The organism is Psychrobacillus sp. NPDC093180, from assembly GCF_044754065.1.
Taxonomy (GTDB): domain Bacteria; phylum Bacillota; class Bacilli; order Bacillales_A; family Planococcaceae; genus Psychrobacillus.
On record NZ_JBIVOJ010000003.1, the window covers coordinates 158232 to 184549 of the forward strand.

24 protein-coding genes are annotated in these 26318 nt (G+C 37.8%); 11 read left to right on the forward strand and 13 right to left on the reverse strand.

What is annotated here, in order from left to right:
- Nucleotides 1–83 precede the first annotated feature (83 nt).
- A complete protein-coding gene (locus ACIP9W_RS06235; RefSeq protein ID WP_400787255.1) occupies nt 84–1610 on the forward strand; it encodes a methyl-accepting chemotaxis protein in 1527 nt (508 codons plus the stop codon).
- A gap of 699 nt (nt 1611–2309) precedes the next feature.
- Here ACIP9W_RS06235 and ACIP9W_RS06240 read toward each other — a convergent pair.
- The 4 genes from ACIP9W_RS06240 to ACIP9W_RS06255 form a co-directional block, all read right to left on the reverse strand.
- Entirely contained in the window at nt 2310–3317 is a 1008-nt protein-coding gene (locus ACIP9W_RS06240) for a FecCD family ABC transporter permease (protein ID WP_400787257.1), read from the reverse strand.
- Nucleotides 3314–4312: a FecCD family ABC transporter permease gene (locus tag ACIP9W_RS06245; protein WP_400787260.1), complete on the reverse strand. Its 999-nt coding sequence runs from the start codon at nt 4310–4312 to the stop codon at nt 3314–3316. Before ACIP9W_RS06245 ends, ACIP9W_RS06240 begins: the two co-directional genes overlap by 4 nt.
- 63 nt (nt 4313–4375) lie before the next feature.
- Nucleotides 4376–5305 carry an iron-hydroxamate ABC transporter substrate-binding protein gene (locus ACIP9W_RS06250; RefSeq protein WP_400787632.1) on the reverse strand — a complete coding sequence of 310 codons (930 nt, stop codon included), beginning with the start codon at nt 5303–5305 and terminating at the stop codon, nt 4376–4378.
- A 4-nt stretch (nt 5306–5309) separates the two neighbouring features.
- Entirely contained in the window at nt 5310–6101 is a 792-nt protein-coding gene (locus ACIP9W_RS06255) for an ABC transporter ATP-binding protein (protein ID WP_400787262.1), read from the reverse strand.
- Nucleotides 6102–6218: 117 nt separating this feature from the next.
- Here ACIP9W_RS06255 and ACIP9W_RS06260 point away from each other — a divergent pair, with 117 nt between their 5' ends.
- Nucleotides 6219–7259, forward strand: coding sequence for an NAD(P)/FAD-dependent oxidoreductase (locus tag ACIP9W_RS06260; RefSeq protein WP_400787265.1), 1041 nt, complete (start codon nt 6219–6221; stop codon nt 7257–7259).
- Between the two features lie 98 nt (nt 7260–7357).
- On the opposite strand, the gene ACIP9W_RS06265 is transcribed toward ACIP9W_RS06260, so the two are convergent.
- A complete protein-coding gene (locus tag ACIP9W_RS06265) occupies nt 7358–8380 on the reverse strand; it encodes a DUF2804 domain-containing protein (RefSeq protein WP_400787267.1) in 1023 nt (340 codons plus the stop codon).
- A gap of 119 nt (nt 8381–8499) precedes the next feature.
- On the opposite strand from ACIP9W_RS06265, the gene ACIP9W_RS06270 reads away from it, so the two are divergent.
- A complete protein-coding gene (locus ACIP9W_RS06270) occupies nt 8500–8988 on the forward strand; it encodes an amidase domain-containing protein (protein WP_142538038.1) in 489 nt (162 codons plus the stop codon).
- Nucleotides 8989–9205: 217 nt separating this feature from the next.
- On the opposite strand, the gene ACIP9W_RS06275 is transcribed toward ACIP9W_RS06270, so the two are convergent.
- Nucleotides 9206–10057, reverse strand: a complete 852-nt coding sequence (locus ACIP9W_RS06275; protein WP_400787269.1) for a DegV family protein — start codon at nt 10055–10057, stop codon at nt 9206–9208.
- A gap of 105 nt (nt 10058–10162) precedes the next feature.
- On the reverse strand, nt 10163–10735 hold the full coding sequence (locus ACIP9W_RS06280; RefSeq protein ID WP_400787272.1) for a glycerol-3-phosphate acyltransferase: 573 nt from the start codon (nt 10733–10735) through the stop codon (nt 10163–10165).
- Nucleotides 10736–10847: 112 nt separating this feature from the next.
- Here ACIP9W_RS06280 and ACIP9W_RS06285 point away from each other — a divergent pair, with 112 nt between their 5' ends.
- Nucleotides 10848–11420: a nitroreductase family protein gene (locus ACIP9W_RS06285; RefSeq protein ID WP_400787274.1), complete on the forward strand. Its 573-nt coding sequence runs from the start codon at nt 10848–10850 to the stop codon at nt 11418–11420.
- Between the two features lie 56 nt (nt 11421–11476).
- Here ACIP9W_RS06285 and ACIP9W_RS06290 read toward each other — a convergent pair whose 3' ends face one another.
- Entirely contained in the window at nt 11477–12874 is a 1398-nt protein-coding gene (locus tag ACIP9W_RS06290) for a dipeptidase (RefSeq protein WP_400787277.1), read from the reverse strand.
- Between the two features lie 133 nt (nt 12875–13007).
- Between ACIP9W_RS06290 and ACIP9W_RS06295 the strand changes: the two genes are divergently transcribed.
- Nucleotides 13008–14273, forward strand: coding sequence for a hemolysin family protein (locus ACIP9W_RS06295; protein WP_400787280.1), 1266 nt, complete (start codon nt 13008–13010; stop codon nt 14271–14273).
- 831 nt (nt 14274–15104) lie between these two features.
- Nucleotides 15105–15653, forward strand: a complete 549-nt coding sequence (locus tag ACIP9W_RS06300; RefSeq protein ID WP_282243072.1) for an RNA polymerase sigma factor — start codon at nt 15105–15107, stop codon at nt 15651–15653.
- A gap of 517 nt (nt 15654–16170) precedes the next feature.
- Here ACIP9W_RS06300 and ACIP9W_RS06305 read toward each other — a convergent pair.
- From ACIP9W_RS06305 to ACIP9W_RS06315, 3 genes are read right to left on the reverse strand one after another with little or no spacing between them, the layout of a single operon-like run.
- A complete protein-coding gene (locus tag ACIP9W_RS06305; RefSeq protein ID WP_142538031.1) occupies nt 16171–17739 on the reverse strand; it encodes an ABC-F family ATP-binding cassette domain-containing protein in 1569 nt (522 codons plus the stop codon).
- A gap of 33 nt (nt 17740–17772) precedes the next feature.
- Nucleotides 17773–17955, reverse strand: coding sequence for an SE1832 family protein (locus ACIP9W_RS06310; RefSeq protein WP_142538030.1), 183 nt, complete (start codon nt 17953–17955; stop codon nt 17773–17775).
- Between the two features lie 47 nt (nt 17956–18002).
- On the reverse strand, nt 18003–19007 hold the full coding sequence (locus ACIP9W_RS06315; RefSeq protein ID WP_400787284.1) for a hypothetical protein: 1005 nt from the start codon (nt 19005–19007) through the stop codon (nt 18003–18005).
- 89 nt (nt 19008–19096) lie between these two features.
- Here ACIP9W_RS06315 and ACIP9W_RS06320 point away from each other — a divergent pair, with 89 nt between their 5' ends.
- From ACIP9W_RS06320 to ACIP9W_RS06335, 4 genes are all read left to right on the forward strand, one after another.
- Nucleotides 19097–19897, forward strand: coding sequence for an NAD(P)H-binding protein (locus tag ACIP9W_RS06320; RefSeq protein WP_400787287.1), 801 nt, complete (start codon nt 19097–19099; stop codon nt 19895–19897).
- 74 nt (nt 19898–19971) lie between these two features.
- Entirely contained in the window at nt 19972–20535 is a 564-nt protein-coding gene (locus tag ACIP9W_RS06325; RefSeq protein WP_400787290.1) for an NADPH-dependent FMN reductase, read from the forward strand.
- Nucleotides 20536–20651: 116 nt separating this feature from the next.
- Complete coding sequence (locus ACIP9W_RS06330) at nt 20652–21170, forward strand: sigma-70 family RNA polymerase sigma factor (protein WP_400787293.1); 519 nt, start codon at nt 20652–20654, stop codon at nt 21168–21170.
- Complete coding sequence (locus ACIP9W_RS06335) at nt 21163–22467, forward strand: DUF4179 domain-containing protein (protein ID WP_400787296.1); 1305 nt, start codon at nt 21163–21165, stop codon at nt 22465–22467. The genes ACIP9W_RS06330 and ACIP9W_RS06335 overlap by 8 nt, the downstream gene beginning before the upstream one ends.
- A gap of 53 nt (nt 22468–22520) precedes the next feature.
- Here the strand turns inward: ACIP9W_RS06335 and ACIP9W_RS06340 are convergent, their stop codons facing one another.
- Nucleotides 22521–23048 carry a helix-turn-helix domain-containing protein gene (locus ACIP9W_RS06340; protein ID WP_282243068.1) on the reverse strand — a complete coding sequence of 176 codons (528 nt, stop codon included), beginning with the start codon at nt 23046–23048 and terminating at the stop codon, nt 22521–22523.
- A gap of 226 nt (nt 23049–23274) precedes the next feature.
- On the opposite strand from ACIP9W_RS06340, the gene ACIP9W_RS06345 reads away from it, so the two are divergent.
- Nucleotides 23275–23667: a DoxX family protein gene (locus ACIP9W_RS06345; protein ID WP_400787299.1), complete on the forward strand. Its 393-nt coding sequence runs from the start codon at nt 23275–23277 to the stop codon at nt 23665–23667.
- Between the two features lie 296 nt (nt 23668–23963).
- Here ACIP9W_RS06345 and ACIP9W_RS06350 read toward each other — a convergent pair whose 3' ends face one another.
- Nucleotides 23964–26153, reverse strand: coding sequence for a DNA topoisomerase III (locus tag ACIP9W_RS06350; protein ID WP_400787301.1), 2190 nt, complete (start codon nt 26151–26153; stop codon nt 23964–23966).
- Nucleotides 26154–26318: the final 165 nt, after the last annotated feature.

The window sequence follows — 26318 nt, forward strand, 5'->3', positions numbered from 1 at the left end:
ATAGGACTGTTTGTCTTTTATTTTTATTTACGTATAAACACTTTGTACTTTTTATTATTAGTCCAAAAGGAGTATTATTTCTTATGTTGAAAGGTAATTTTCTAATGATATTACTTTCAGGTCTTGTCGTTGTAATATCGATTGTTGTATTTGTTCTTCATCAGATGGCTGAATTTTTGTCAGACTATCGACTAATGCTAGGAGTTCAGCCAACTTCAGAAGGGTTAACTCTCCTGTTATATGTGTTTATGATTATTCCAATTATCTTATGGATCATTTCAGCATTTTTATATAGAAAAAATGCACACCACAATTTATTGCCGACGCTTATCACCTTAACCCTTACGTTTGGCTCTATTGCGATAATTGCTGGAGGAAATGGACTTGTAGAATATCATTTCTCTATTTTTATGGTGATCGCAATGATTGCTTTTTTCGGTTCTATCAAACAGGTTGTCATAAGCACTGTAATTTTTGCTCTGCAACATTTCCTCGGATATTTGCTCTTTCCACAATTAGTATGTGGAACAACAGATTATCAATTTTCTCTTTTATTGATTCATGCACTTTTCTTACTTTTAACTAGTGGTGCCAATATTGCTTTGATTTTACAAAAAAATCTTTTAGAAAAAGAAAAAGAAGCAGAGCGTGAAAAGAATCAGGATGATAGTAAGAAAAGAGTAGTACATACATTAACTTCAACGATTCAAAATTTACAAAGTACATCAGAAGAGTTAGCGGCTGGTTCGATTGAATCGAATGAGGGGACAAAACACATACAGAGCGCCATACAGAAGCTTAGTCAGGCGATCGCAGAAGAAGTAAAGGGTGCAGAAAAAAGCGAACAACAAATTGACACGTTGAATCATAACTTAAGCCAGGTTCGAGATCTTGCGGAGGAGAGTAGAGACAAGTCCAAGCAAGTTTCTGAAAGTGCTATTAGTGGGAAAGAGTTAATCGGTAAGACGCAAATCCAATTCGGAAAAACACAAGAAATGGTCCATATCTTAGCAGAACGTTTAACGACTTACCAAAATGAAGTAAACGAAATTAGTGGCCTAGCAACTTCCATCACTAGTGTCTCAGACCAAACAAAACTATTAGCATTAAATGCTTCGATCGAAGCAGCAAGAGCAGGAGAGTACGGGGCGGGGTTTGCGGTTGTAGCTAGTGAAGTAGGAAAACTAGCTACACAATCAGAAAGCACCTCCTCTAAAATACAACAGGTAGTATTGAAAATTAGCAAGGATTCAGAAGTAATATTAAACGATATTAAAATTGTACTGAGCGAACTGAAACTTAGTAGAGATTATATGGATAAATCTGAGGAGACATTTCATCAGATAACAGAAGAAACGATTAATACATCTGACTACCTGAGTAATTCTGCAAAATATATTGCAAAAGTAAATCAATCCTCACAAGTATTGACGAGTAATATTCAACAAATAAATCAATTATTAAAAAGAAACGAAGAAGATATCCACCAAATTTCTGCGGCTACAGAAGAACAACTAGTGTCCTTCGAATCACTTGTCATCCTATCTGATTCTTTACAGCATCTATCCGAAGAAATAAGTATGGTTGCCAAAGAAATGAACGAAGATTAATAGAACAAGGACGTCCCCTTAGTCGAAGCTCAACTGACGAAGGAGACGTCCTTTTCTTATTGCATAGAAGAACAAAAAGCTTAGACGTTTAATAAGGTATGGCATTTTTTATATCGTACTTGATAGAGATAATGCGTCTTAGAAAGTAGAATGAAATACACACTAAGATCTTCGCAACAGACCGCGAAAATCATATAGGTACCTCATGCGCTAATATATACTATACTACCCATGCGCTCGTAAATCGTGGGTATCCGCTCCCAAACAAGCGCTATGCGCTCCTAAAAACTGTTTGCGCTCATACATACTACCTATGCGCTCGTAAATCTTCGGTATCCGCTCTTAAACAACCGCCATGCGCTCCTAAAAACTGTTTGCGCTCATACATGCTACCCATGCGCTCGTAAATCGTGGGTATCCGCTCCCAAACAAGCGCTATGCGCTCCTAAAAACTGTTTGCGCTCATAAATACTACCCATGCGCTCGTAAATCTTTGGTATCCGCTCCCAAACGAACGCCATTCGCTCCTAAAAACCGTTTGCGCTCATATATACTACCCATGCGCTCGTAAATCGTGGGTATCCGCTCCTAGCAGAAGTCAGTATGTCAATTTCGGCAAGCTTTGAGACATATTGTCCCTTTTTTGTGTGGGATTCCATTCATTGTTTCTCTTGCTAAATGCGCTCAAGGTGCTATTGTTTATTTTTTTAACAACAAATACATAAAATATGGAGCGCCGATTAGAGCAACCATTATTCCAGCAGGAATCCCGTTTGGCTCTACTACATTTCGACCAATTGTATCTGCAAATAGTAATAGCCAACCGCCGATTAATATCGCAACAGGGACAAATAATTGGTGTCTAGGCCCGACTATTGCTTTTGCAATATGAGGTGCCATCAATCCGATAAAGGCAATTCCTCCTGTAACGGAAACAGCGGAAGCTGCAAGTGCAACCGCAGCGAGTAAGAGAACGATTCGCTCTTTCTCAAGGGACATCCCAACTCCAATGGCCACTGGTTGACTTAAGCCAAGTATATTTAACTTATTCGCTTTATATAAAGTGAATGGGATTAGAACAACTAGCCATGGAAGTAATGCTAAGATGAATGGCCAATCAGACCCCCAAATATTACCGGCTAGCCACTTAGAGATAAAATCAACTTTTTCACGTTCAGTTGATGAAATAATGACAATCATTAATCCAGATAAAGCCATTGAAAATCCTATACCTACAAGTACTAATCGAACAGGCTGTAACCCTGCTTTTCGATTGTAGGACAGTATGTAAATAAAAAATGCTGTAAGTAAAGCCCCGATAAATGCCATAAAAGGAAGCATATATACAAACGAACCAGGTTCGATAGGAGAATATAAGAAGAACAAAGAAATTGCTACTCCTGCTCCGGAATTTATACCAATAATACCTGGATCCGCCAAATCATTACGTGTAATCCCTTGTAAAATCGCACCTGACAAAGCTAGTGCCATTCCTGCAAGTAATGTAATAATAATGCGGGGTAAACGAATGGAAAATAACACAAACTCTTCTTTGAATGTACCTTGTCCAAATAGTGTAGGTATCAAACGATCAAATGATAAAGAAGAATAACCGATACCAGCACTAAGAATAGCGGTAGTCAGTATTAAAATAGATAAAATCACAACAAGCACTCGTTGTTTTTTGATAACTCCTTTTGGAATCATTGGAATGCGCCTCCTCCTTTACGAACAACAAGAAGAAAGAAAGGCAGTCCCATGATCGCAATAATTGCTGCAACCGGTGTCTCATAAGGAATGTTAATCGTTCTTCCAAGCGTGTCAGCAACTAGCATAAGAATAGCTCCAGCTATGACCGACATGGGAATGATTGAGCGATAATCAGTTCCAACAATAGCTCGAACAATATGAGGAACCATTAATCCGATAAAAGCCATATTCCCTACAAGTGCAACAGATGCCCCTGCGAGTAGTATGATGACGATAAATAGAATGGATTTTATGAGAACTGTTTTCTGGCCTAATCCTACTGCAACTTCTTCATTTAAGCTCAAAATAGTAAGTTGTCGAGAAAGTAAGAGAGCGATTAAAATTCCTATGCATACAAAAGGAATAATAATAGATAACTGGCCCCAATTCGTTCCGATAAGCCCTCCTGCTGTCCACATATTTACGTTTTTCGATATTTTGAAGTAAATACCGACTCCATCTGCGATAGCATATAAAAAAGCGGAAACGGCAGCACCAGCAAGCACGATTCGAAGGGGAGAGAATCCTCCTTTTTTCATCGCTCCGATACTAAATACCATAATGGCGCCTATTGCAGCTCCAATAAAGCAGGCAATTGTGATTCCAAAATAATTTACCATAGGAAAAAAAGCGAGTGTTACAGCGAGTGCAGCATTCGCTCCCGAGGTAAGCCCTAGCAGTCCAGGATCAGCAAGAGGATTTCTTGTAATTCCTTGCATAATAGCTCCTGAAACAGCAAGTGCCGCACCTACAACGACTGCTCCTACTTCTCTAGGAAAACGAATTTCACGAAGTATATTTATTTGATCATTTTTCAAGTTAGAAAATAAAGCATTCCACACATCTTGTAGGGAAGTTTCGGCTGCTCCGAAAATCATTGCAATAATAAATATAGCGAAAAGTAACAATAACCCGATTATGAACTTTATGCTAAAACGAATAGAAGATTTCATCGTTCGTTTCCTTTCTATACAATAAGAGGGGAGGAATTCCAAAACCGAATTCCTCCACGACTATTATTTGCTGTTTAAAAAGTGTTCTTGGAAGAATTCAAGTTGATAATCTAATGTGATTGGATCATTAAAATAAAACTCTTCCATTGGTGCTTCAAACACTCTATTATTTTTTACAGCAGGTATATTTTTATAAGTATCTGTATTTTGGAATGAATTGTCTGCAGCTGTTGATTTACTTAAGATCACATAATCGCCTGCAAATTCAGGAAGTACTTCTAAAGACAAAGCATAGTATCCAGGCTCTAAAGCGGATTCTTCTACTTTCTTAGGCATTTTTAAGCCCATTTCTTGATAAAGAATCTCTGTTCCACGGCCCCAGTTATTGCCGTATACATATAATTGTTTATCGAAGTTTTCAATTACTGATACAGTAGCATCTTCACCGATAGCAGCTTTAATTTCTTCGCCAGTAGACTTCGCACGTTTTTTAAAGTCATCGACCCAATCTTGTGCTTCTTTTTCTTTATTTAGTAGTTTACCAATCTCTACTTCCTGTGTTAAATAATCTACCTTCCCATAAGTAAATGTTACAGTTGGTGCGATCTCTTTTAATTTATCTAAATTTTGTACTGTAGAATATCCAATAATTAAATCTGGATCTAGTTCAATAATTTTCTCTAGGTTTTCTTCCGATACTTCTTCCACATCTTTGAAATATTTATCATATCGTGGATTTTGTTTAGACCAAGGATCCACGCCAACTATATTTACATCAAGTGCAGCAACGTGACCAGCATAAGCAAGAACCACTACACGTTTTGGATCAGCTGGTACTTCAATCGGACCTTCTTCTGATTGGTAGGTAATAGTAGAGGATTCTTCTTTTCCCTTGTCAGATGAAGTACTTGTTTTTGTTTCAGTTGTTTCGTTATTGCAAGCAGTTAAAGCTAGTACGAATAAGAACAATATTGGCAATAAGAATTTTTTCATCATGTTATTCTCCCTTAAGTAAATTGTATGTAATACACATAGGTTTATTTGTTCTCGGATCCAATCCAATTTCTGCATCTATTTGGAAAACGTCTCGTAGTACCTCTTTTGATATAACCTCTTCACAGCTACCTGCTTTTACAATTTGCCCAGCTTTTAAGGCAATAATATTGTCTGCAAAGCGTGCTGCTTGATTGAGATCATGTAAAACCATCACAATGGTACGTTTTTCTTCTTTGTTTAGTTTTTGTAAAAGCTCAAGAACTTCTAGTTGATGTGCCATATCTAAATAGGTAGTTGGTTCATCTAAAAAAATGATTTCGGTTTCTTGCGCTAGTGCCATGGCAATCCAAACACGTTGACGTTGTCCACCCGATAATGCATCAACTGGAAAGTATTTAAAATCTAGCGTTCCAGTAACTTCAAGCGCCCAATCGATCACTTCGTAATCTTTGGTTGTAAGTCGACCAAAACCAGTTTGGTAGGGGAATCTACCATAGGAAACAAGCTCTCCTACTGTAAGACCCGCCGCACTTTCAGGTGTTTGCGGTAATATTGCCATTTTTTTGGCGAGATGTTTTGTATTCTCTTTTGTTACACTTTTTCCATCTAATACAATCGAGCCAGACTGATGAGAGATGATTCGTGTAATAGCTTTTAAAAGGGTAGATTTTCCACAGCCGTTAGGTCCAATGATGGTTGTAATTTGTTGATCTGGAATTTGTACAGACAGATCTTTTACAATTAAACGCTCGCCGTAGCCAATAGATAAATCATCTGTGTAAAGACGGACCATGCCGAAACCTCCAAACTTAATCTTGCAATTTTCGGTGATAACGATTATCATTATCACAATAGCAACTATATGTAAATTTAGGCATAATGTCAACAATAAATTTTAGGAGACTAAAAAATGAATGATATATTTGATGTAACGATCATTGGTGGAGGTCCTGCTGGACTATATTCTGCGTTCTATAGTGGGCTTCGAGAATTGAAAACAAAGATTATCGAGTTTCAACCTTATTTAGGTGGAAAAATACATGTTTATCCAGAGAAAATGATTTGGGATGTAGGGGGGCAACCTCCAATTCCAGGGGAACGATTAATCGAGCAATTAGTACAGCAAGGTCTTACTTTTGATCCAGAAGTTGTTTTAAATGAGAAAGTGGAGTCTATCACTAGAGACAATCAACAAATTTTTTGTTTAAAAACGGCTTCAGGTCAAATGCATTATTCTAAAACAATTATTTTAGCTGTTGGTGGGGGAATCCTTAATCCTTTGAAGTTAGATATCGAAGGAGCAGAGCGATTCGAAGTAAGCAATTTAAATTACACCGTAAAATCTATTCAACGATTTAAAGATAAGACAGTTGTTATTTCCGGTGGAGGAAATTCAGCAGTGGATTGGGCTAATGAGCTAGAGCCAATTGCGAAGAAGGTTTATGTGACATATCGAAAAGATGCTTTAAATGGTCATGAAGCACAAGTAAGTCAATTATTATCAAGCTCTGCGACAGTCTTTTTCAATACTTCCATTTCCAAACTAATCGCCTCCCAAAGTCATGATGTAGTTGAAAAGGTGGCTTTAACAAATCATGAAACGGGAGAAGTAACCTTCTTAGAAATAGATGAAGTGATTATTAATCATGGATATGAAAGAGAAGCGGAACTTCTTAAAAATAGTGATGTGGATATTGCGATGGTAGAGGACTTCTATGTGGACGGTTCTAGTATGAGCGAGTCATCTGTGGAAGGTATTTATGCAGCCGGTGATATATTGGCACATCCCGGAAAATTACATCTAATAGCAGGAACGTTCCAAGATGCAGCAAATGCAGTAAACAAAGCGAAACAATTCTTACAACCAGATGCAACTAAATGGGCAATGGTCTCTTCTCATAACGACATTTTCAAAGAAAAAAATAAAAAGTTGATCAAGCAGCTCGTTTAATCGAAAAAGGGTTTTTCAATTAATTGAGTAATAACTAGATTTTGACGATAAGAAAAAGTTGCCATCCAGTAGAAAAATACTGGATGGCAACTTTTGTTTCACCATTTTGCTTTGCGTTCTACGATACAACCTAACATTTCTCGGATATGTATGGGAGGACCTTCTTCTAATTGAATTTTACCATTATAGTAACCCATCATTTGATTGACTTCCGTAGTAGCAAGTTTTATATCCGTTTTTGCCGTTCGGTGGAAAAAAGGGGTAAATGTTAAATCTACTTCCTTTGAAAATTTGGTTTTCACTTTCCAAGGTAACATGAAATTATTGGTATCATAAGTAAACAACAAGTCCTCATGAATTTTCATTAGTTTTCCGTCTATGAATATTGCATTTTCAGTCATACCCGTACCATCTGTCCATTTACCACCAAAGTTTAAGCCAATGCGTCTAAAACCGACCCGTTGAGAAGCAAATCCCCAATTCCATGTTGCTACTCTAGGGAGAATTCCTCTGCTGTAATCGAGTACAGCAAAGTTATCCTCTGCTTGAAAAGCATAACGGGCATCCCCCATTTTTACAAATCCAAAAGTAGGTAATATATGATGCTTTGCAGTAAATTGAAATTGCGTTCGATTCCAAGGGATGACGACATTCAATGACTCATCTTCTATAGGATGTGAAATATGTAAATCAGCATGCAAAAAGTCTCCATCAAAGTCTGGTATCGTTATAGTCATATGCGTTTCGTTTTGTATATATAATAGTTGGATAGACATCTCCTTCGAATGAAGGTAAACACTTTCTAAAACGTTCGAAGGCATTTTTACTTTATTGCCTAAAGGAATAGTAACTGTTTTTTCAACATATCGCTGTGTTTCATAATTTAAAAAATAGACAGTGCAAATTGCAGCATAATCTAAATGAATAATAGTTGCAGAAAAGAGTATATCATCTCCAAAGACACACCAGTAATTCCACTTTTTCTTCCGCATATAATGACCTTTTAAATTGCTCTCAATGATTGGTTTTTTTGCATATCCAATTGCCTTGGGATTCAAATTACCTTTTTCATCACATAGCAATGTCGACTCGGTAATTTCTTTTTCTGCATGCTGTATCACTAGCCATCTTCCCTTCTAAAAAGTAGGTTGCCATCAAAAAAATAAAATGAAATTCATTGACTCAATACTAGCATATAATTCCTCTGAAATCATATAAACAAATAGAAGGAGGTTGAAAATTGGCAACTTATAACCGTGATGCTGCGGTAGCTTATGCTCAAAAGTGGTGGAATAGCTACAACCCCAAGTTTCCTGTTTTTGATGTGGATTGTACCAATTATATTTCACAATGCTTGTTTGCCGGTGGTGCCCCTATGAGAGGACAATTTAATCGAGAAAGGGGATGGTGGTTAGGGAATAACACTTGGAGCTTGAGTTGGAGTACACCTCATTCCTTACGCTGGTATTTGGCAGGTTCGACAATCGGATTACAGGCAACCCAAGTGGATTCACCGACTAAACTAATCCCAGGAGATCTAATTTTTTATGATTTTGAAGGGGACGGAAGATACGACCATTCGACGATTGTAACGAGTGTTCAAGATGGAATCCCTTATGTAAACGCGCATACGAATAATAGCCGAAACCGACATTGGAACTATGCAGATTCCTATGCACATACACCAAATACGAAGTATGTCTTTTTTCATGTAAAAGATCAGTTTTAATAGAAAAAGGGCAACTGTATTTTAGTATCTAGGAACGCTTTATTCTAATCGAAAGGCGGAAGTGGGATAGAGAAAGACTGAGCAGCCAAAATTGCATCTTTGGCTGCTTTTATCTTGTACGATGGACGAACAGCTACCACATGATTACTGAAAAAATGTGCAGGAATCCGGCGAAGCCGTATCCCTGCACATCTAGAGGACTTGATAATGGTTTTTATTAAGGCACGTACCAAAGGACAGCTAATGTCTCTTCTCCAGCATGAACTGCTAAAACGGTGCTGATTTCACCAATCTCGATTTTAATATGAGGTGTTTGAAGTAAAATCGCCTCTTTTAAACTTTCAGCTTGGGCTAGTGCATTAGAATGCATGATATATACTAATTTGGCACCTTCTTGTTCAACTGATTCTCCAACTCTGTCGATCAAATATTGAACTGCTTTTTTCTGAGAGCGAACTTTATCCAGCTCTTGCAATTCACCTTTCTTATTAATCTGTATAATTGGTTTTATTTTCAATAAACTACCCAAATAAAATTGGGCACTACTCAATCTTCCACCTTTATATAACTGAGTTAAGTTGCCGATTAGAATGTAATTCCGAAATTTAGAAGTTTCCTTTCTTAACAAAGCTGCAATTTCATCAAAAGGTAGACCTTGTGCTTGCCACTCCAGACCTTTTTCCACGAGTCCTGTTATACCAGCAGATAAAGAAAGAGAATCGACGCATTCCATTAGTACTTCTGCTATTTCCGCGCCGCTTATGGAAGAAGAAATCGTTCCACTCAAACTATTGGAAACATGTATTGCAATGATGGACTCATATTCTTTACTTAGCTTTGTATAAACTTCCGCAAATTCTCCAGCGGATGGTTGAGAAGTTTTTACTGGATCTGTCCCGTTCCTAATACGTTCATATAGCTGTTCAGAGGTTAAGTCCACTCCATCTATAAATTGCTGTTGACCAAAATGAATATTAAGTGGAATTTCGAAAACATCTGGATGATTTTTTAAAAAGGAATTCACATAAGCAGTGCTATCTACAACCCAAGCAATTTTTTTCAAAGTCATGTTTGACATCCTATCTCATACATTATTTATTTTTAAGTAATTATAGCATATGTATCCGTTTACAACACACATGATTCTAGAAAAATACTATCAAATAAATAGTAATTATTTCGTGGATTTCCACCAACGCGCATTCCAAGATTCTAAAATATCCAACCGGTGACGATATAGAATGAGAAGAATTGCAATAGACAGTGGCCAGAGATGGGAAAAAGTAGGAACTATCCAGCATAAAATAGCATATGCACTAAAGGCGATGGACATACTTAATGTTGCGCTTCTTAATAATGCGATTACTAGTACAAAACATAGGGCCATGATCCCAAATAAGGATGGATTTAAAACGAGTGCTACTCCTATAAAAGTAGCGATTCCTTTACCGCCTTTAAAGTGGAGCCAGAAAGGAAACATATGACCGACAATACCTAATAACCCTCCAATGGCAATAACCTCATAAGAAAAATGATAATAAAAGCCAATATAGAGGATAAGCACCCCTTTCAGCGCATCTCCCAAAAAAGTTAAGAAAAATGCCATTTTCCCAAGAACAGCACCTGCATTTCTCGCTCCTAAGTTGCCACTACGCATTTTAGTTAAGTCCGTTTTTTTCCATTTTCCAATCCACCAAGCAGTAAGAAAGGTTCCTATAAAATAACTGGTTAACCAATAAAGAATCATAAGATCACCTCGAAACTGTTTTTATGTAAAATAGCAAGCCTTTTAATATAACGTTTTAATTGGTATGATGTTAGTAATAATGGATGCTATAGAAAAGGGAGTTTTTCATACAATGATGCAACAATCATTAACTATTCGTGATGCAATTATTCAAAGAAGGTCGATCAAGGCATTTAATGGACAACCCGTCGAAAAAGATACTTTACTTTCTATTATGGAAGATTCTACTTGGGCACCGAATCATCAAAATAGACAGCCTTGGCGTTTTGTCGTTGCTTGCGGGAAAGAGCTTTTAGATTTATATGAAGTGTTGAAAGAATTTGCAATCCCGAAGTGGAAAGAGCTGTCGGATGAAGAATTAGAAAAACAAATGAAAAAGTTTAAAAGTCCAGGAGGCTATATTTTTGTTGTTGTCCCGGAAGATGCACGTCAAAAAGAGCGTTTAGAAGACTATGCTGCTGCAAGTATGCTTATTCAAAATATCCAATTGCTTGCTTGGGATCGTGGCATTGGATCATGCTGGAAAACACCAGGCTTTTTAGATAATCCTAAATTCCGTGAAGCACTTGGAGTAAAACAAGGGGAACGCATCATTAGTATGTTACAGGTTGGCTATTTTGACGAAATGCCAAAACCGAAAGAACGAAAACATGTCGATGAATTAATTACGATATTTGGTGAATAAAATAGAGCTATCTCCTCAACGGGGGATAGCTCTATTTTGTTTTAAGATAGGATGCTTTATTTTTTTAGTTGCTCTTTAGTTAGATCTGCTAGTTCGTAGTAATAATCACCAATAACTCTTAACCCTTGGTCAAAGTTTTCTAAATGGAAATGCTCATTTGGTGCATGGAAATTTTCAGATGATAAACCGAAGCCCATTAATACTACAGGTAAGCCAAGTATTTCATCGAAAGCAGCTACGATTGGGATAGAACCGCCACCCCGTGTGTATGCTGTTGGAACATGATACACTTTTTCATAACTACGACCAGCTGCTTGAATAGCAGGATGATCAAAAGGAGTGATAAATGGTTTACCTTTATCAAATTCAGTGACCGTAACTGTAACACCAGTCGGTTTATTTTTTTCGATATGTGCTTTTAATTTCGCAACGATTTCGTCCGGATCTTGGTCTGGCACTAAACGGCAAGTAATTTTTGCTCCAGCTTCACTTGGTAATACTGTTTTAATGCCTTCTCCAGAAAATCCTCCAAATACACCGTTCACTTCAAGCGTTGGGCGAGCCCAAACACGTTCTAAATGAGAAAAACCTTTCTCACCGAAAAGCTCCTCGACTCCAACTTCTTTTTTCAATTCTTCTTCGTCAAAGCCAAGTGCTTTATACGCTTCACGTTCCTCATCAAGTAGGGGACGTACATTCTCATAAAATCCTTCTACTTGAATAGTACCTTCAGCGTCACGGAAAGAGTCTAATACCGACACGAGTGCATGGATAGAGTTTTGAACTCCGCCTCCGTAAAGACCAGAGTGTAGGTCACCTTTAGCTCCTTTTACGTCGATTTGAACGCCGCAAAGACCACGTAACCCGTAGCATACAGCTGGTTGTCCTGGACCTTGCATACCAGTATCAGAAATAACGATGACGTCTGCAGCGAGGTTGGCTTTGTTTTCTTCTATATATGCTTCTAAGTTTGGACTGCCAACTTCTTCTTCGCCCTCTATTAAAAATTTTACGTTAACTGGAAGTGCACCCTCCGTTTGAAGAAGTGCTTCTACTGCTTTTACATGCATGAACACTTGACCTTTATCGTCACTAGCACCACGAGCAAATAGCTTGTTGTCACGGACTTCAGGTTCAAACGGCTCTGATTCCCAAAGGTTCAGTGGATCAACAGGTTGTACATCATAATGGCCATATACAAGGATTGTTGGTTTGCCTTCTGCATGCAACCAATCCGCATATACGACAGGATGTCCATTTGTTTTATCAATGATTACATTTTCTAATCCGGCTTTTGTGCAAGAGTCCGCTAACCACTCAGCACCCTTTTGCATATCTGCTTTATGTTCTGATAAAGAAGAGATACTTGGTATGCGTAAAAACTGTTTTAATTCTTCTAAATGTGCTTCGCGTTTTTCTGTAAAGTAATTATTTAACGCTGTTAAATGACTCACTTGGATCCCTCTTTTCATGAAATTTCGTGAATAGAAATAGTATAGCATAAGAATTGTGACAACTAAAATCGTAGTGTGCTATAGTAGTAAAAAGAAATAAGGAACGATGTTATTATTTTAGGAGGATACAAAATTGTACATAGAATTTGTACTTTTAGCATTTGCATTACTGGTTTCATTCTTTTTATCGGGAAGTGAAACCGCTTTAATGACAGTAAATAGGATGAAGGTCCGACTGCGAGCTGAACAAGGTGACAGAGCAGCGGAAAGATTGCTCGTTCTTTTATTAAAGTCGGACCGAATGATTGTTACGATATTAATAGGGAACACGATTGCGAATGTAGCCATGACTGTCTTAGTTATTTTCATTGCGGAAAGTCATGGTTGGAATATTGTTTGGTCTGTGATCATACTGACCGTGATTATTATATTATTTGCAGAAGTATTACCAAAAACAATCGCTGCCACTTTTTCGGAAAGAATTGTGTATATTGTTGCTCCGATGATTCGATTATTAGTCGGACTATTGAGACCAATAACTTTTCTAGTTGCTGAATTCATCAATATGTTGATCCGAATTGGGTCTAAAGGTGCGGTAAAGGAAACGATTATCACGAAAGAAGAACTGTTGAATATGGTTGACATAGCATCCACAGATGGCACATTTGAAGAAGAGGAATCCGAGCGCATAAAAGGTATACTCGATTTTCCAAACAAAGATGTATCGGACGTATTATTTACACATCGTACCGAAATGGTGGCATTATCGATAGAATCTACATACGAAGAAGTGCGAGATACGATACTCGAGCATTCTTATACGAGATATCCTGTGTATGATGAAAATTTAGACACGGTAGTTGGGATGTTCTATTCGAAAAAGCTGATCGAATGGTCTATGGACCCATCGTTAAAGTTAGAAACGCTTATTGATAGAGAACCACTGTTTGTCGTGCAAAATTTAAGTGTGGAAAAAGTATTTGAACTGATGCTCACGCATAAAAAGCATATGGCTATTGTGTTAGATGAATACGGTGGTACGCTTGGAATTGTAACCCATGAAGATTTAATCGAAGAAATGATTGGGCAAGAAATAGAAGACGAAACAGATGACGATGAAGAAATATTAATTCATGAAATGACGGAAAGTCGTCTTATCTGCGCTGGTCGCGTAGAAATAGAAGAAGTAAATTTAATCTTTGATTTATCTATCGTAAACGAAAATGAAACAATCGGAGGATTCGTACTAGATCAGCTCGGGCATGTTCCAGTAGAAGGCGAGCAATTTACTTACGAGAACTTATTGATCGAGATTAATGAAATGGATCGTAGCCGAATTGTGACACTAACGATTACAAAAAGAGAAGACCCAGCAGTTGATGAAGCGCAAGAGGAGTAATACTTCCTTTTGCGTTTTTCTTTTGGCTTAGGGAATTATAAGTTGTATGACTTGTCGATTAGTATAGGGGAACTGGGACTTAGTGAGTTCGAAGAAAGTGTCTACTGGTATTTAGCGCGGCGGCGCTTCGCTTTCCCGCAGGAGTCTCGCCCCGCCGCACTAAATCCCTCCAATTATGTAGAGGCAGAATAAGTATATCCAATAAATGGCTAAGGGCAACCAAAAGCTGTCGAAAGCAACCAACTCTAATCTAAGAGCAACCAAATGAATTGTAAGAGCAACTAGTTGCAGTCTTACAGCAACCTAATGAATGGTGAGAGCAACCAATATTTCATAACCCAAGATTACTTGGAATGATACACCGATATGAATTAATATTATTTGGGATTATATTACAAAAAGTTTCTGCTTGCTTGAATTTGTCGCGTTCGCGGCTTATTACGTTGCGTTAACCATTTATTGGAATTTAATGCATTATCCTTCATAGATTGTAGCGAAAGGGCGTCGACTCTAGCCGGAATAGCTTAAGCTGAAGTCCATGGACTGAGCTTAGCGAAGGAAGCGGCTGAAGCCAAGCCAGCGTAAAGTGTACGTCCTGCAGCGGAAATCTTAGCGGATTCTTTATTCAATTCACTACGTCGCAGTTTCCCTATTATGCGCGACATACCAATTTTATTGCTCATTTTCATTTCTCCTATTGAAGCGGAAATAGGCGTTTTCATTTTTCTAACTTACACGATTGTAATTATATTGAAAGAGAATACGATAGAGGGTAAGGTTCGGATTTGGCATTATAGAGTTATAAAGAAAAGCCGAGCGGAGGAATAAAAAATGCAAGTTCAAATTGAAAATATTTACGAAGAATATAACCGATACATATATTACTTATGCTTGAAACTAACTAAAAATCAAATAGATGCAGAAGATTTAATGCAAGAAGTATGGATGAAAGTTGTACGATATGAATCCTATATGAAAGAAGTGGACCATGTAAAAGCTTGGTTAACGACTATTTGTATGAATACTTTTCGCGACAGATACCGTAAACAAGTAAGACGTAGCAAATACGTTGCCAATCAACCAGAGCAACTAGATATTTCTTTATTGGATTTAATTGCTGCAGATGTTTTATCTGTAGAAGAGCAGTTGGAGAAAGAAGATGTAGGAGAAATTATTCGTTCCAAAGTTGCTGAATTAGATGGCATCTACCAAAAGACAGTGATGTATTTCTACGTACATCAATTTTCACTGATGGAAATTGCAGAAGTGATGAAAGTTTCCATCGGTACAGTAAAATCACGATTATTTAGAGCGAAGCAACGTCTAAAAGAGCTCATCATGAGTGATGAAGTTGCAAAAGATTCATTAGTTTTAGTGTAATGTGAAAGAGCTTCCCCTTGTTCGAATGCGACAAGTGGAGGCTTTTTTGTTTCGGGGAAAGGGGAGAGCAAAGAGGAGTGCGAACCGAGCTAAGTATCACCACCACCCGAGCAATCACCTCAGTAAACCGCGCATATATTGATGCAAATCGAGCAATAAGTATCGCCACTCGAGCAATCACCTCAATAAACCGCGCATATATTGATGCAAACCGAGCAATTAAGTAGAGGTCGAGCAATAAGTATCGCCACTCGAGCAATCACCTCAATAAACCGCGCATATATTGATGCAAATCGAGCAATTAAGTAGAGATCGAGCAATAAGCATCGCCACTCGAGCAATCACCTCAGTAAACCGCGCATATATTGATGCAAACCGAGCAATTAAGTAGAGGTCGAGCAATAAGCATCGCTATCCAAGCAATCACCTCAAGGATTCGCATATTACCGAGCACGATTTTCCAGCATCATAACCAACTAAAAACCCCAAGCACAAAATGCTTGGGGTCACCAAAATACTATTCTTCTACAACCTCTTTACCAGTAGAGAACCATTCTTCCACGTTCCATACTTTCGTTACTAATCCTTCATAAAACTCAGGCTCATGGCTGACGAGGACGATTGTGCCTTTAAATTCTTTCATCGCACGCTTTAATTCTTCTTTTGCATGGATGTCTAAATGGTTTGTCGGCTCATCGAATATTAACCAGTTGCTTTCTTCCATCATAAGCTTACATAAACGGACTTTTGCTTGTTCGCCACCGCTTAAAGAAGAAAGTGGGCGAGAGATATGCTCACTTTTCAAACCAGTACGAGCTAGAGCGGCACGAACTTGGTTTTGTTCCATACTAGGATAAGTTTCCCAAATGGATTCAATTGGTGTAATATTACCAGCTTTTACTTCTTGCTCGAAGTAAGAAGGGTATAAGAAATCCCCGCGGATTACTTTTCCGCCTAGTGCAGGAATCTTACCTAAAATTGTTTTCAGTAAGGTCGATTTACCGATACCATTCATACCAACAAGTGCAATTTTTTCTCCACGCTCAATGGTAAATGTAAGTGGTGGGAGCAGTGGATTATCATAACCAATTTGTAAATGCTCTGCTTCGACTACGTAACGTCCAGAGCTACGTGATTCTTTAAAACCGAATTCTGGTTTAGCGGCAGTTTCTGGACGATCAATGCGTTCGATGCGGTCCAATTGTTTTTGTCGAGATTTTGCACGACCAGTTGTAGAGTATCGTGCTTTGTTTTTGGCGATGAAATCTTCTTGTTTTTTAATGAATTCTTGTTGCTTTTCATAAGCGTCGATATGCTGCCTTTTATTCAACTCAGCAAGCTCTAAAAACTTTTCGTAAGAAGCTGTGTAGCGTGTAAGCTTAGAGAATTCTAAGTGGAAAATAACATCAACAATGCCATTCATGAATTCCGTATCATGGGAGATCAATAGAAATGCATAGGGATAGTTCTTCAAGTAATTGGATAGCCAATTAACATGCTCTTCGTCTAAATAGTTGGTAGGCTCGTCCAATAAAAGCACTTTTGGCTTTTCTAATAATAGTTTTGCCAATAGAACTTTCGTACGCTGACCACCAGAAAGTGCTTCCACAGGTCGATCTAAACCAATAGCATCTAGGCCAAGCCCACGTGCAACTTCTTCTACTTTCATATCTAGCGAATAAAAATCTCCGGCATCTAATACATCTTGTATTTCGGCCATTTTTTCTAGTAACACTTCTAATTCTTCTGGCGTTGCATCCGCCATTTTAGCAATGATTTCATTCAATTCTTCCTCTTTCTTATAAAGAGGTAAGAATGCATCACGTAATGTGTCGAACATTGAACGTCCTGGTTGCAGGCGAGTATGCTGATCTAAATAGCCGTAATGTGTACCAGGAAGCCATTCAACACGGCCTTCATCGTAAATGATTTCCCCTGTTAAAATATTCATCAATGTCGATTTTCCAACACCGTTTGCCCCAACAAGTCCAACGTGTTCACCTTCCACCAAGCGAAACGAAACTTCTTTAAAAAGCGTACGATCTCCGAATGTATGTCCCAAATTTTCTACATTTAATAAGCTCATATATTATTTCCTCCAAAAAGAAAGCTCAACGGACTATAGTGCCGCGAGCTGTTTGTTTAGTTCTGCAAGGTCTTCTTCCATTTTGGCTAATCTACGTTCGGCGTTTTCTACTTGAGTGGGGTGGCCATTCGACTCTAGTTTTTCCATGTCACCTTGTAATCGGATATAGTCCATTTTTAACTCAGCAATTTCCGCTTGTAGTTGATCTTTTGTCATGAATAATCACCTTCAGCTTTTTGCCCTATTGTAGCATAAAAATGGGTTTAACGTGCGATTTCTTCCTCAGCTTTTTTATTTGCAATCGTTTGTTCAATCAGTTCTACTACTTCTACTAAATTAGGAGTAAAGTCAAAGTTTTTTTGTTTGTGAATATAAGCTTTTCTACGATTATCATGCAGTATAATTTCCATAACGGCATTTTGTAAGTATGATTGTTTTATTTTCCGACCTAGCCCTAAATTTGCGAAGCCATGTCCTTCCTGCGGAAAGGCGTAATTCACTTCCTCCTCGTGTGCGCAAAGGATAATACATGGAATTTGGAATTGTGCTACTAAGAAAGGCATGTAAGAACCGGAAGTTATGACGATATCACTAGTAGTAATAAAAGAATCCGGCGTGGCTGTCTGGATAACCTTAATCGATTTTCTAGTGAGTGCAAACCGTTTAAGATCCAAGATATCATGCTTGTAGTGCTCATCTACTAAAACACTAATCTGCAAAGGAATATGAAGTTGCACAAGATGTCTAAGCGTTCGATATGTTAAGTTTTCTGGATCCTCATGTGGAAACGCGACAACAATATGTGGTGGATTCTGTGTCGTGTTATTATGTTTAGGAACAATTGCTTGGGATGGGATATATCCTGTTAGCCCATAAACAAAATGCTCTTTGGAAAGATCTTTTGGATTTTCATATAATGCTTGGAAAACAAGATCAGCTAGAGCACCGCCATCCCCGTGATCGTCAAAATGAATAAGTGGACAGTTCAAAGCTTTTAAACGGCGAATTAAATCCTTTTCAGAATTTCCACTATCATGGATTATACAATTGGGGTTAAAAGATTTCATTTCTTCTAGTAAATGTGCATTATTATTAAAAGCACATGTTTTAATATGTTTTTTTTCTAAATAGTTTAGAAGGCTTGTATTAGTACTAGGCACAAAAACCTTATAATCGGATGTTTTCAAAGCAGGTAACAGCGCATTCGCACGGTCAGCAGGGTATAAACCCCGGTGTGGTAATGTATTTAATAGATAAGCTAGTTTCATTATTCATCTTCCTTTCCTGTGCATATTCTTAATATTGTATGGAAAAGGACAGGTGTATATGACAACTAGAAATGCGAGGAGGGATTGAGGTGGCAAAAAGAACGGCCATCGTAGTGGGGGCTACGGGCTTTACCGGGCAACACTTAGTCAAACAATTATGTGAAAGTGAAGAATATGTTGCAGTGACGATAATTGCTCGAAGAAACATTACATACACACATGCAAAGCTAGATGTGAAGATTCGAGAATTCGATAAACTAGAAGAAAGAGATTTTGAAATTGCGGATGATTTATTTTGCTGTTTAGGGACCACGATGAAAAAAGCGAAAACAAGAGAAAACTTCGAAAAAGTAGATTTGGAATACCCACTTAGAATTGCTTCTTTAGCTAAAAAGCGTGGTATTCCCAACTTTCATGTTATCTCCGCCGCTGGATCCAGTAAAAGATCTCCTTTTTTCTATAGCCGTACAAAGGGAAGAATGGAGCAAGAGCTGATAGACTTAAAGCTACCGCATCTATTTATTTTCCGTCCTTCGTTATTGACGGGGGGACGGGCAGAATTTCGATTAGGGGAGCGGTTAGCAGAAGGAATTTTTCAATTAATCAATCCGATATTAGTCGGTCCATTTAGAGGCTTGCGGGCAATTGAAGGGAAGCAACTAGCATTTGCTATGTACCATTATGCAGTGCATGGAAGAACAATGAGTGTAAATACATATAAATCGAGCGATATTTTAAATGCTAGACCTATTGAAAAGAATGATGAAGAACCAATTACTAGAGAAGAGCTATTTGATTGGAGCAAGCGGAAAGATATTTTTGTAGAAGCTGATAAAATGCAGGAACAAACAAGTGACAATCTTCTCAGTCGAAAGAATGAACTTTTTTAGAACCATGCCAATTTTCTCACAAGAGAGCCCCTTCTTTGATACAATAAAGTACGGGTAAAGGAGGTTCTACAACGATGAAAATTCTACTCGTAGACGGAACAATTATCGGCACGAAAACTAGTGTCATTCTTGAAAAAGTGAAAGACTATATAGAGGAAATTAGTACAGAGCACACCCTAGAAATTATTCGATTTGCCAATTATGAGCATCAGTTTGTAGATGGCAGACCAATGGATCAATACAATGATGATATGAAGCTGCTTGTCAGTAAGTTCGAGCAAGCAGATGGATATATCATTGCAACACCGATTTTCCAAGGATCCATTCCAGGTGTTCTAAAAAACGCTTTTGACTTTTTACATCCGAAAACGATGCGATACAAACCGGTATCTATTGTTGCTAACGGTGGGACATATCAACATCACTTAGTAATCGAAAATCAGCTGAAGCCAATTTTGGATTACTTCAGATGTCTTGTGACACCAAATTATGTCTATACACACTCTAGCCATTTTGATACGAATAATGTAATCGTGGACGAAGATGTGCATAATCGTCTACGTGAATTAGCTCGTGTATTCGTGCAATATGCGGAAATGAGCAAAGGTCTTTGCAAAGAGCCAATTGATACGCATTAAATAAGTCAGAGGATATCCCATTCAGTTGGTGGTATCCTTTTTTAATTTTAAAATAAATGAACTTTTTCCTTACTCGGATGTCTAATAGATAATAACAACTGGAATGGGGTGATGGGATGGAGGAAGTGGAGCTTGCAAGTAAAGCGATCAAGCGAGATGAACAAGCATTTTTACAGCTTATACAACTGCATAAATACGCTCTTTATCGAACGGCTTTGGCATTTCTAAAAAATGAACATGAAGCAATTGAAGCAATACAGGAAGTGACATTTAGAGCCTATCAAAAAATACATACTGTAAAAGAACCAGCGTATATGAAGACATGGCTTATTCGAATTATGATCAATTATTGCCAAGACCAGTTGAAAAAGAAGAAGCGTTTTACATCAGGTGAAATGTTAGGGGAGATTGGAAACCACTCGGATAACTTGAAGCTTGAAATAGAAGAAGCAATAGCATCCCTATCCAAAGCAGATCAACAGCTAATTTATCTGAAATACTACCAAGATACAAAAATTAAAGAAATAGCAGCACTTGAAAAAATACCAGAAGGCACAGTCAAATCAAGACTCCATAAAGCACTCAAGTCACTGAGAAAATTCCTGGCGGAGAAAGGGGACGTAGATCATGTATGAGAAAGAAGAAGAGATGCTAAACCAATCAAGAGAGCAACTGGAGCAACTGGCAATACCTGAACAGCAGATAAATGATGCCATTCAAAGAGGTATATGGGAAGCTAATAGTAAAAGAAGAAAGCGTAAAAAAACATTTTGGACTCTATCGGTCGCTGCAATACTCATGCTCACCTTTATCACTTCCATTCGTGTTTCCCCGGCCTTTGCAAACGTAGTTGCGTCATTACCTGGTATGGAAAGATTCGTGGACATAATTCAGTTTGATAAAGGGCTAGAAGCAATTATAGAAAACGAATATTATGAGCCATTAGGTGTAAGTCAGGTGAAAGACAATATGACGTTTACGATAGATGGAATTATATTAGATGAAACAGGAATGGAAATCTTTTATACATTGGAAGCACCGTTTTCTATTGAAGATATCCCATATGGAGAAATTGAAGTGTGGAATGATGGGAGAAATCTTAGTGAGGATTCAAGCTATTCATTTGGATATTATGGTGAAAAAACAAATAGGATAGTCGAACGTTTTAGTTTTACGTTTGGAGAAGTAAAACAATTTCCTTCTCAACAATTCGAATTGATCTTTCAGCTAGAGAACGAAAAAAAGACAACCTTTAATATTCCGTTCACCTTGAAAAATAAATTACAGCAGGGAAAAGTATATGCTTTAAATCAAGAAGTAGAGATGGACGGACAAAAAATGTTGTTGAAAGATATAACGGTTTACCCGCTACGTGTAGCAGTGAAGATAGTATTTGACGAACAAAACAATATGGAAATTTTGCAGTTCGAAGATATGCGTCTAGAGGACGAAAACGGGGAAGTATGGAGCTCCATTCAAAATGGAACAAGTGGTTTTGGTGGAATAGAAAATAAAGAAAGAACTTACTTCTTGCAAAGTAATTATTTCAAAAAACCTAAAGAACTTTTTATAAAAATGGATAAGGTGCAGGCGCTGCCTAAAGAAGAAAGCTATTTACTAGTCGACTTTGGAAAGAAGAAGATTCTCAAACAGCCTTCAATAGGTAAAGTAGAAGTGACAAATATCGAAAGCAATTCATTAACAGTAAAATATCTACCAATACGAGAAAACCATTCCTATTCCCTGTTTTCCCAAGGTAAGAATAGAAATGGTGGAGTAGTCGATATACCCTCTCAAAGTATGAGAGGCGATGGAGAACATGAATACTCCGAAATAATTGTAGATGCAGCAGATATTATTAATCCGGTAAGAATTGACTTTATTGCTTATCCAAATTACTTAGATGGTTCTATGTCAATTCAGATTAAATAATAAAAAAAGCTACCGCCAAGGAAATCTTCAGCCTTGGCGGTTATATTATTCCCTTAACGACTCTCTTCCTTATAAACAGCAATAAGTAAGACAGCGTTCTCTTCCCCAATATTTTTGACAAAGTGGGGGACACAAGCGTTCCAACTGAATGAGTCACCTTCATTTGCAATGACCGAGTCTTCCCCTTGTTCTGCGAGTACAGTTCCCTTAAGGACAATATGACTTTCTTCCCCTTCGTGCGCATTCGCTTCTCCGGTTGATGCACCGGGTGCTAATTCCACATGCATCATGCGTAGCCCACTTTGAGAGGTAAGATGTTCAATTTTAATATCATTATGTGTTGTATATACTCGCTCGGACTTCCTTACTACTTTCATATGTTCCTTTTTTTCTAGTAGTAAGTAAGGCAATGGAACATCCAAATAGTTTGCGATCGTTTGTAGTGTATTGAGGGAAGGGGAGGTATTATCGTTTTCGATATTACTGATAAACCCTTTTGACAACCCGATTTGATCACTCATTTGCGCAATGGTAATCTTCTTTCGTTTACGTATATCCCGGATTTTGGAGCCAATTTCCATGTTCAATCCTCCCGAAATAGTTTTATTGGTTATATCGTAACACAATTTAATTGACGATATCTATTACACGATGTTATCTTATAAGAAATAAATATTCTTAATAGAAAACTATATTTTAGTTGACTGGGCCCAATTCAAAAAAGAATATTTTTTTAAATAAAAAGTTCACTTATATGAATAAAATATTTTTAAGTGAATAAAAAATAGACGAAAGAAGGAAAGTAAATTGGATAAATTAGGTATTGGTACATTGTTATTAAGACTTGTGTTAGGAATAAGCTTTTTTATACATGGGCTTGTAAAGTTTCAAGGTGGTATTGAAAATACTGTAGGATGGTTTGAAAGCATTGGAATTTTAGGTTTCTTCGCTTATGCAGTAGCTACATTGGAATTAGTAGGAGGCATTGCACTTATTTTAGGAATTGGAACTCGTGTAGTTTCTGCATTTTTTGTTGTATTAATGGTTGGCGCAATTATAAAAGTGAAATTTGCTATCGGATTTTTAGGTACACCTGAGATGGCTGGTTATGAATTAGATCTTGCATTTTTAGTAATTGCTCTGTTTTTAGTGTTAAACGGCAGTAAGTTTTTATCTATTGACGAAGCATTTTTTAAATAAAACATCCAGTGAAGGATTCTAGAAACTCGCTTTTATAAAGTGGAGACTCACAAAGCTGCTTAAAGCCAACTTTGTGAGTCTTTTATTTGACAGTATATGGCTAAGGGATACCAAAAAAGTGTGGAAGCAACCAATTGGATCATGCAAGCAACCAAATGGACGGCGAAAGCAATTAATTTCTGGATGAGAGCAACCAATTCACGCGCAGGAGCAATTACTTTCTGCGACGAGCTTTGCGCAGGAGAAACCAACTATAAACAAGCCGATTCATACAAAGAATCGGCTTGTTTTTTTATTTAGAGTTTTAAGTTTTTCAAAGCTTCAGCTAGTGCATTGTTCACTGGCTCTTCTTCTTTATTTTGCTTTTTCATATACTTTTGTACATCGCGTTTATCTGCTTTTCCACCGGAAGTTTTTTTGCGTCGTGCTTCAAAAGCAGACAGCTTTTCACGGTAACCACATGTACAAGTGAAAATTTGTCCATCACCTTCACCACGTAGCTCTAGTTTTTTCTTACACTGTGGACAGCGAGCGTTTGTCACTCTCGATACGTTTTTGCGATGTCCGCATTCACGGTCTTGGCAAACGAGCATTTTGCCTTTTTTGCCGTTCACTTCAAGCATTGGCTTGCCGCAGTCTGGACAGCTCTTGGTGGAAATATTATCATGTTTGAATTTTTTATCGCTGTTTTTAATGTCACTAACAATTGTTTTTGTATAGTTTTTCATTTCACCGATAAACAGGTTTTTGTTCAGTTTACCTTTTGCGATAGCCTCGAGTTTTTGTTCCCATTCTGCTGTAAGAGCAGGAGTTTTCAAATCAGCTGGCACTAAATCTAGCAATTGTTTCCCTTTAGAAGTAAGGTAAATATCTTTTCCTCTTTTCTCCAAGAGGAAGGAATTGAATAGTTTTTCGATAATATCTGCTCTTGTCGCAACTGTACCCAAACCACCTGTTTTATCGAGTGTTTTTGCTAATTCTTTATCCTGTGTACCCATATATTTTGCCGGGTTTTCCATGGCTGTTAGTAGAGAAGCCTCATTGAATCTTGCTGGCGGCTTTGTTTGTCCAGATGTTTCGTTTACGAATTTGATGGAAAGCTTATCGCCTTTTTCGATACGAGGAAGTATTTGTTCCTTCATATCATCGGCATTTTCATCTTCGTCAAAACGATTTTCATATACTTCCTTCCATCCGGAGGAAAGAATCGTTTTTCCTCTTGCTACAAAATTTTCGTCACCAATAGAAGCTTTCACTGTAATTTGCTCGTATTCAAAAGGAGGGTATAGAACTGCTAAAAAGCGTTTCACGACTAAATCATAAATTTTACGTTCTTTATCTGTGAAGCTGGCTTGATTGACAATTTCCTCTGTTGGAATAATGGCGTGATGATCTGATACTTTACTATCGTCGACAAATGCCTTATTTGCTTTAATTGGTTTTTGCAACACTTTGTTCGCAAGCTGTCTATATTGTCCGATCCCGCAAGATTTTAGACGCTCTGGTAGCGTTTCTACAATATCACTAGACAGATATCTCGAATCTGTACGAGGGTAAGTTAATACTTTGTGTCGCTCATAAAGTGTTTGCATAATGCCAAGTGTTTCTTTCGCGGAGAAGCCAAATATTTTATTGGCATCGCGTTGTAATTCTGTTAAATCATATAGCTGTGGAGCAAAGCTCTTTTTGTGTTTTTTATCGACATCGATAATCGTACCTTGCTTATTGTCTACTTTTGCAATGACTTGTTCTGCTTTTTCCTTGGAGAATGTCCGCATATCATTAGTTTGGCGATCCTGCCATGTTAGTTTTAGGTTATTCGTTGTATGTGCTTCTACACCGTAGAATGTCTTCGGTTTAAAATTGCGTATTTCATCTTCTCTTTGTGCGATGATCGCAACTGTAGGAGTTTGCACGCGCCCACATGATAACTGCGCATTGAATTTACTTGTCAGTGCACGAGTTGCGTTTAGTCCGATATACCAATCTGCTTCTGAGCGGGCAACAGCTGCATGGTATAAATTTTCATACGCTTTACCAGACTTTAAGTTTTGAAAGCCCTCTTTAATCGCTTTATCTGTAACCGATGAAATCCAAAGACGTTTAATCGGTTTGTTTACTTTAGCTTTTTCAATAATCCATCTGGCAACTAGCTCACCTTCACGACCAGCGTCTGTTGCGATAATAATATCACTAACATCCGTACGAACTAATTGACTTTTGACTGCATTATATTGCTTGCTTGTTTGTTTAATCACAACTAGTTTTAAATCATTTGGAAGCATCGGTAAGTCTTCTAGATTCCATGTTTTGTATTTTACATCGTAGCTTTCCGGATCTGCTAGCGTTACGAGATGCCCGAGTGCCCATGTGACAATATATTTGTCGCCTTCTAAAAACCCGTTTCCTTTTTTATGACAATTCAATACACGCGCAATATCGCGAGCTACTGAAGGTTTTTCTGCAATTACTACACTTTTCTTCATCTATATAAAACATCCTTTCCACGTAACCATTGATATATCAATTACGCCTCGGAGTAATTGCGTCCAAATTTGGTATTGAGCATGCTTAATTAACTCCTCACCAAATCTGTGACATCCGCCGGAGGCTTTAACTTCAATGCGTTGGGGTTTTGTTCAACTCATTAA

Bases quoted from the DNA above. Each gene is read 5' to 3' on its own strand.
- ACIP9W_RS06245 (WP_400787260.1), bottom strand. From the start codon at position 4,312: ATGAAATCTTCTATTCGTTTTAGCATAAAGTTCATAATCGGGTTATTG.
- ACIP9W_RS06250 (WP_400787632.1), bottom strand. From the start codon at position 5,305: ATGAAAAAATTCTTATTGCCAATATTGTTCTTATTCGTACTAGCTTTA.
- ACIP9W_RS06275 (WP_400787269.1), bottom strand. From the start codon at position 10,057: ATGACTTTGAAAAAAATTGCTTGGGTTGTAGATAGCACTGCTTATGTG.
- ACIP9W_RS06350 (WP_400787301.1), bottom strand. From the start codon at position 26,153: ATGAAGAAAAGTGTAGTAATTGCAGAAAAACCTTCAGTAGCTCGCGAT.
- ACIP9W_RS06240 (WP_400787257.1), bottom strand. From the start codon at position 3,317: ATGATTCCAAAAGGAGTTATCAAAAAACAACGAGTGCTTGTTGTGATT.
- ACIP9W_RS06325 (WP_400787290.1), top strand. From the start codon at position 19,972: ATGAAAATTCTACTCGTAGACGGAACAATTATCGGCACGAAAACTAGT.
- ACIP9W_RS06260 (WP_400787265.1), top strand. From the start codon at position 6,219: ATGAATGATATATTTGATGTAACGATCATTGGTGGAGGTCCTGCTGGA.
- ACIP9W_RS06315 (WP_400787284.1), bottom strand. From the start codon at position 19,007: ATGAAACTAGCTTATCTATTAAATACATTACCACACCGGGGTTTATAC.
- ACIP9W_RS06300 (WP_282243072.1), top strand. From the start codon at position 15,105: ATGCAAGTTCAAATTGAAAATATTTACGAAGAATATAACCGATACATA.
- ACIP9W_RS06285 (WP_400787274.1), top strand. From the start codon at position 10,848: ATGATGCAACAATCATTAACTATTCGTGATGCAATTATTCAAAGAAGG.
- ACIP9W_RS06335 (WP_400787296.1), top strand. From the start codon at position 21,163: ATGTATGAGAAAGAAGAAGAGATGCTAAACCAATCAAGAGAGCAACTG.
- ACIP9W_RS06255 (WP_400787262.1), bottom strand. From the start codon at position 6,101: ATGGTCCGTCTTTACACAGATGATTTATCTATTGGCTACGGCGAGCGT.
- ACIP9W_RS06235 (WP_400787255.1), top strand. From the start codon at position 84: ATGTTGAAAGGTAATTTTCTAATGATATTACTTTCAGGTCTTGTCGTT.
- ACIP9W_RS06280 (WP_400787272.1), bottom strand. From the start codon at position 10,735: ATGATTCTTTATTGGTTAACCAGTTATTTTATAGGAACCTTTCTTACT.
- ACIP9W_RS06310 (WP_142538030.1), bottom strand. From the start codon at position 17,955: ATGACAAAAGATCAACTACAAGCGGAAATTGCTGAGTTAAAAATGGAC.
- ACIP9W_RS06340 (WP_282243068.1), bottom strand. From the start codon at position 23,048: ATGGAAATTGGCTCCAAAATCCGGGATATACGTAAACGAAAGAAGATT.
- ACIP9W_RS06305 (WP_142538031.1), bottom strand. From the start codon at position 17,739: ATGAGCTTATTAAATGTAGAAAATTTGGGACATACATTCGGAGATCGT.
- ACIP9W_RS06330 (WP_400787293.1), top strand. From the start codon at position 20,652: ATGGAGGAAGTGGAGCTTGCAAGTAAAGCGATCAAGCGAGATGAACAA.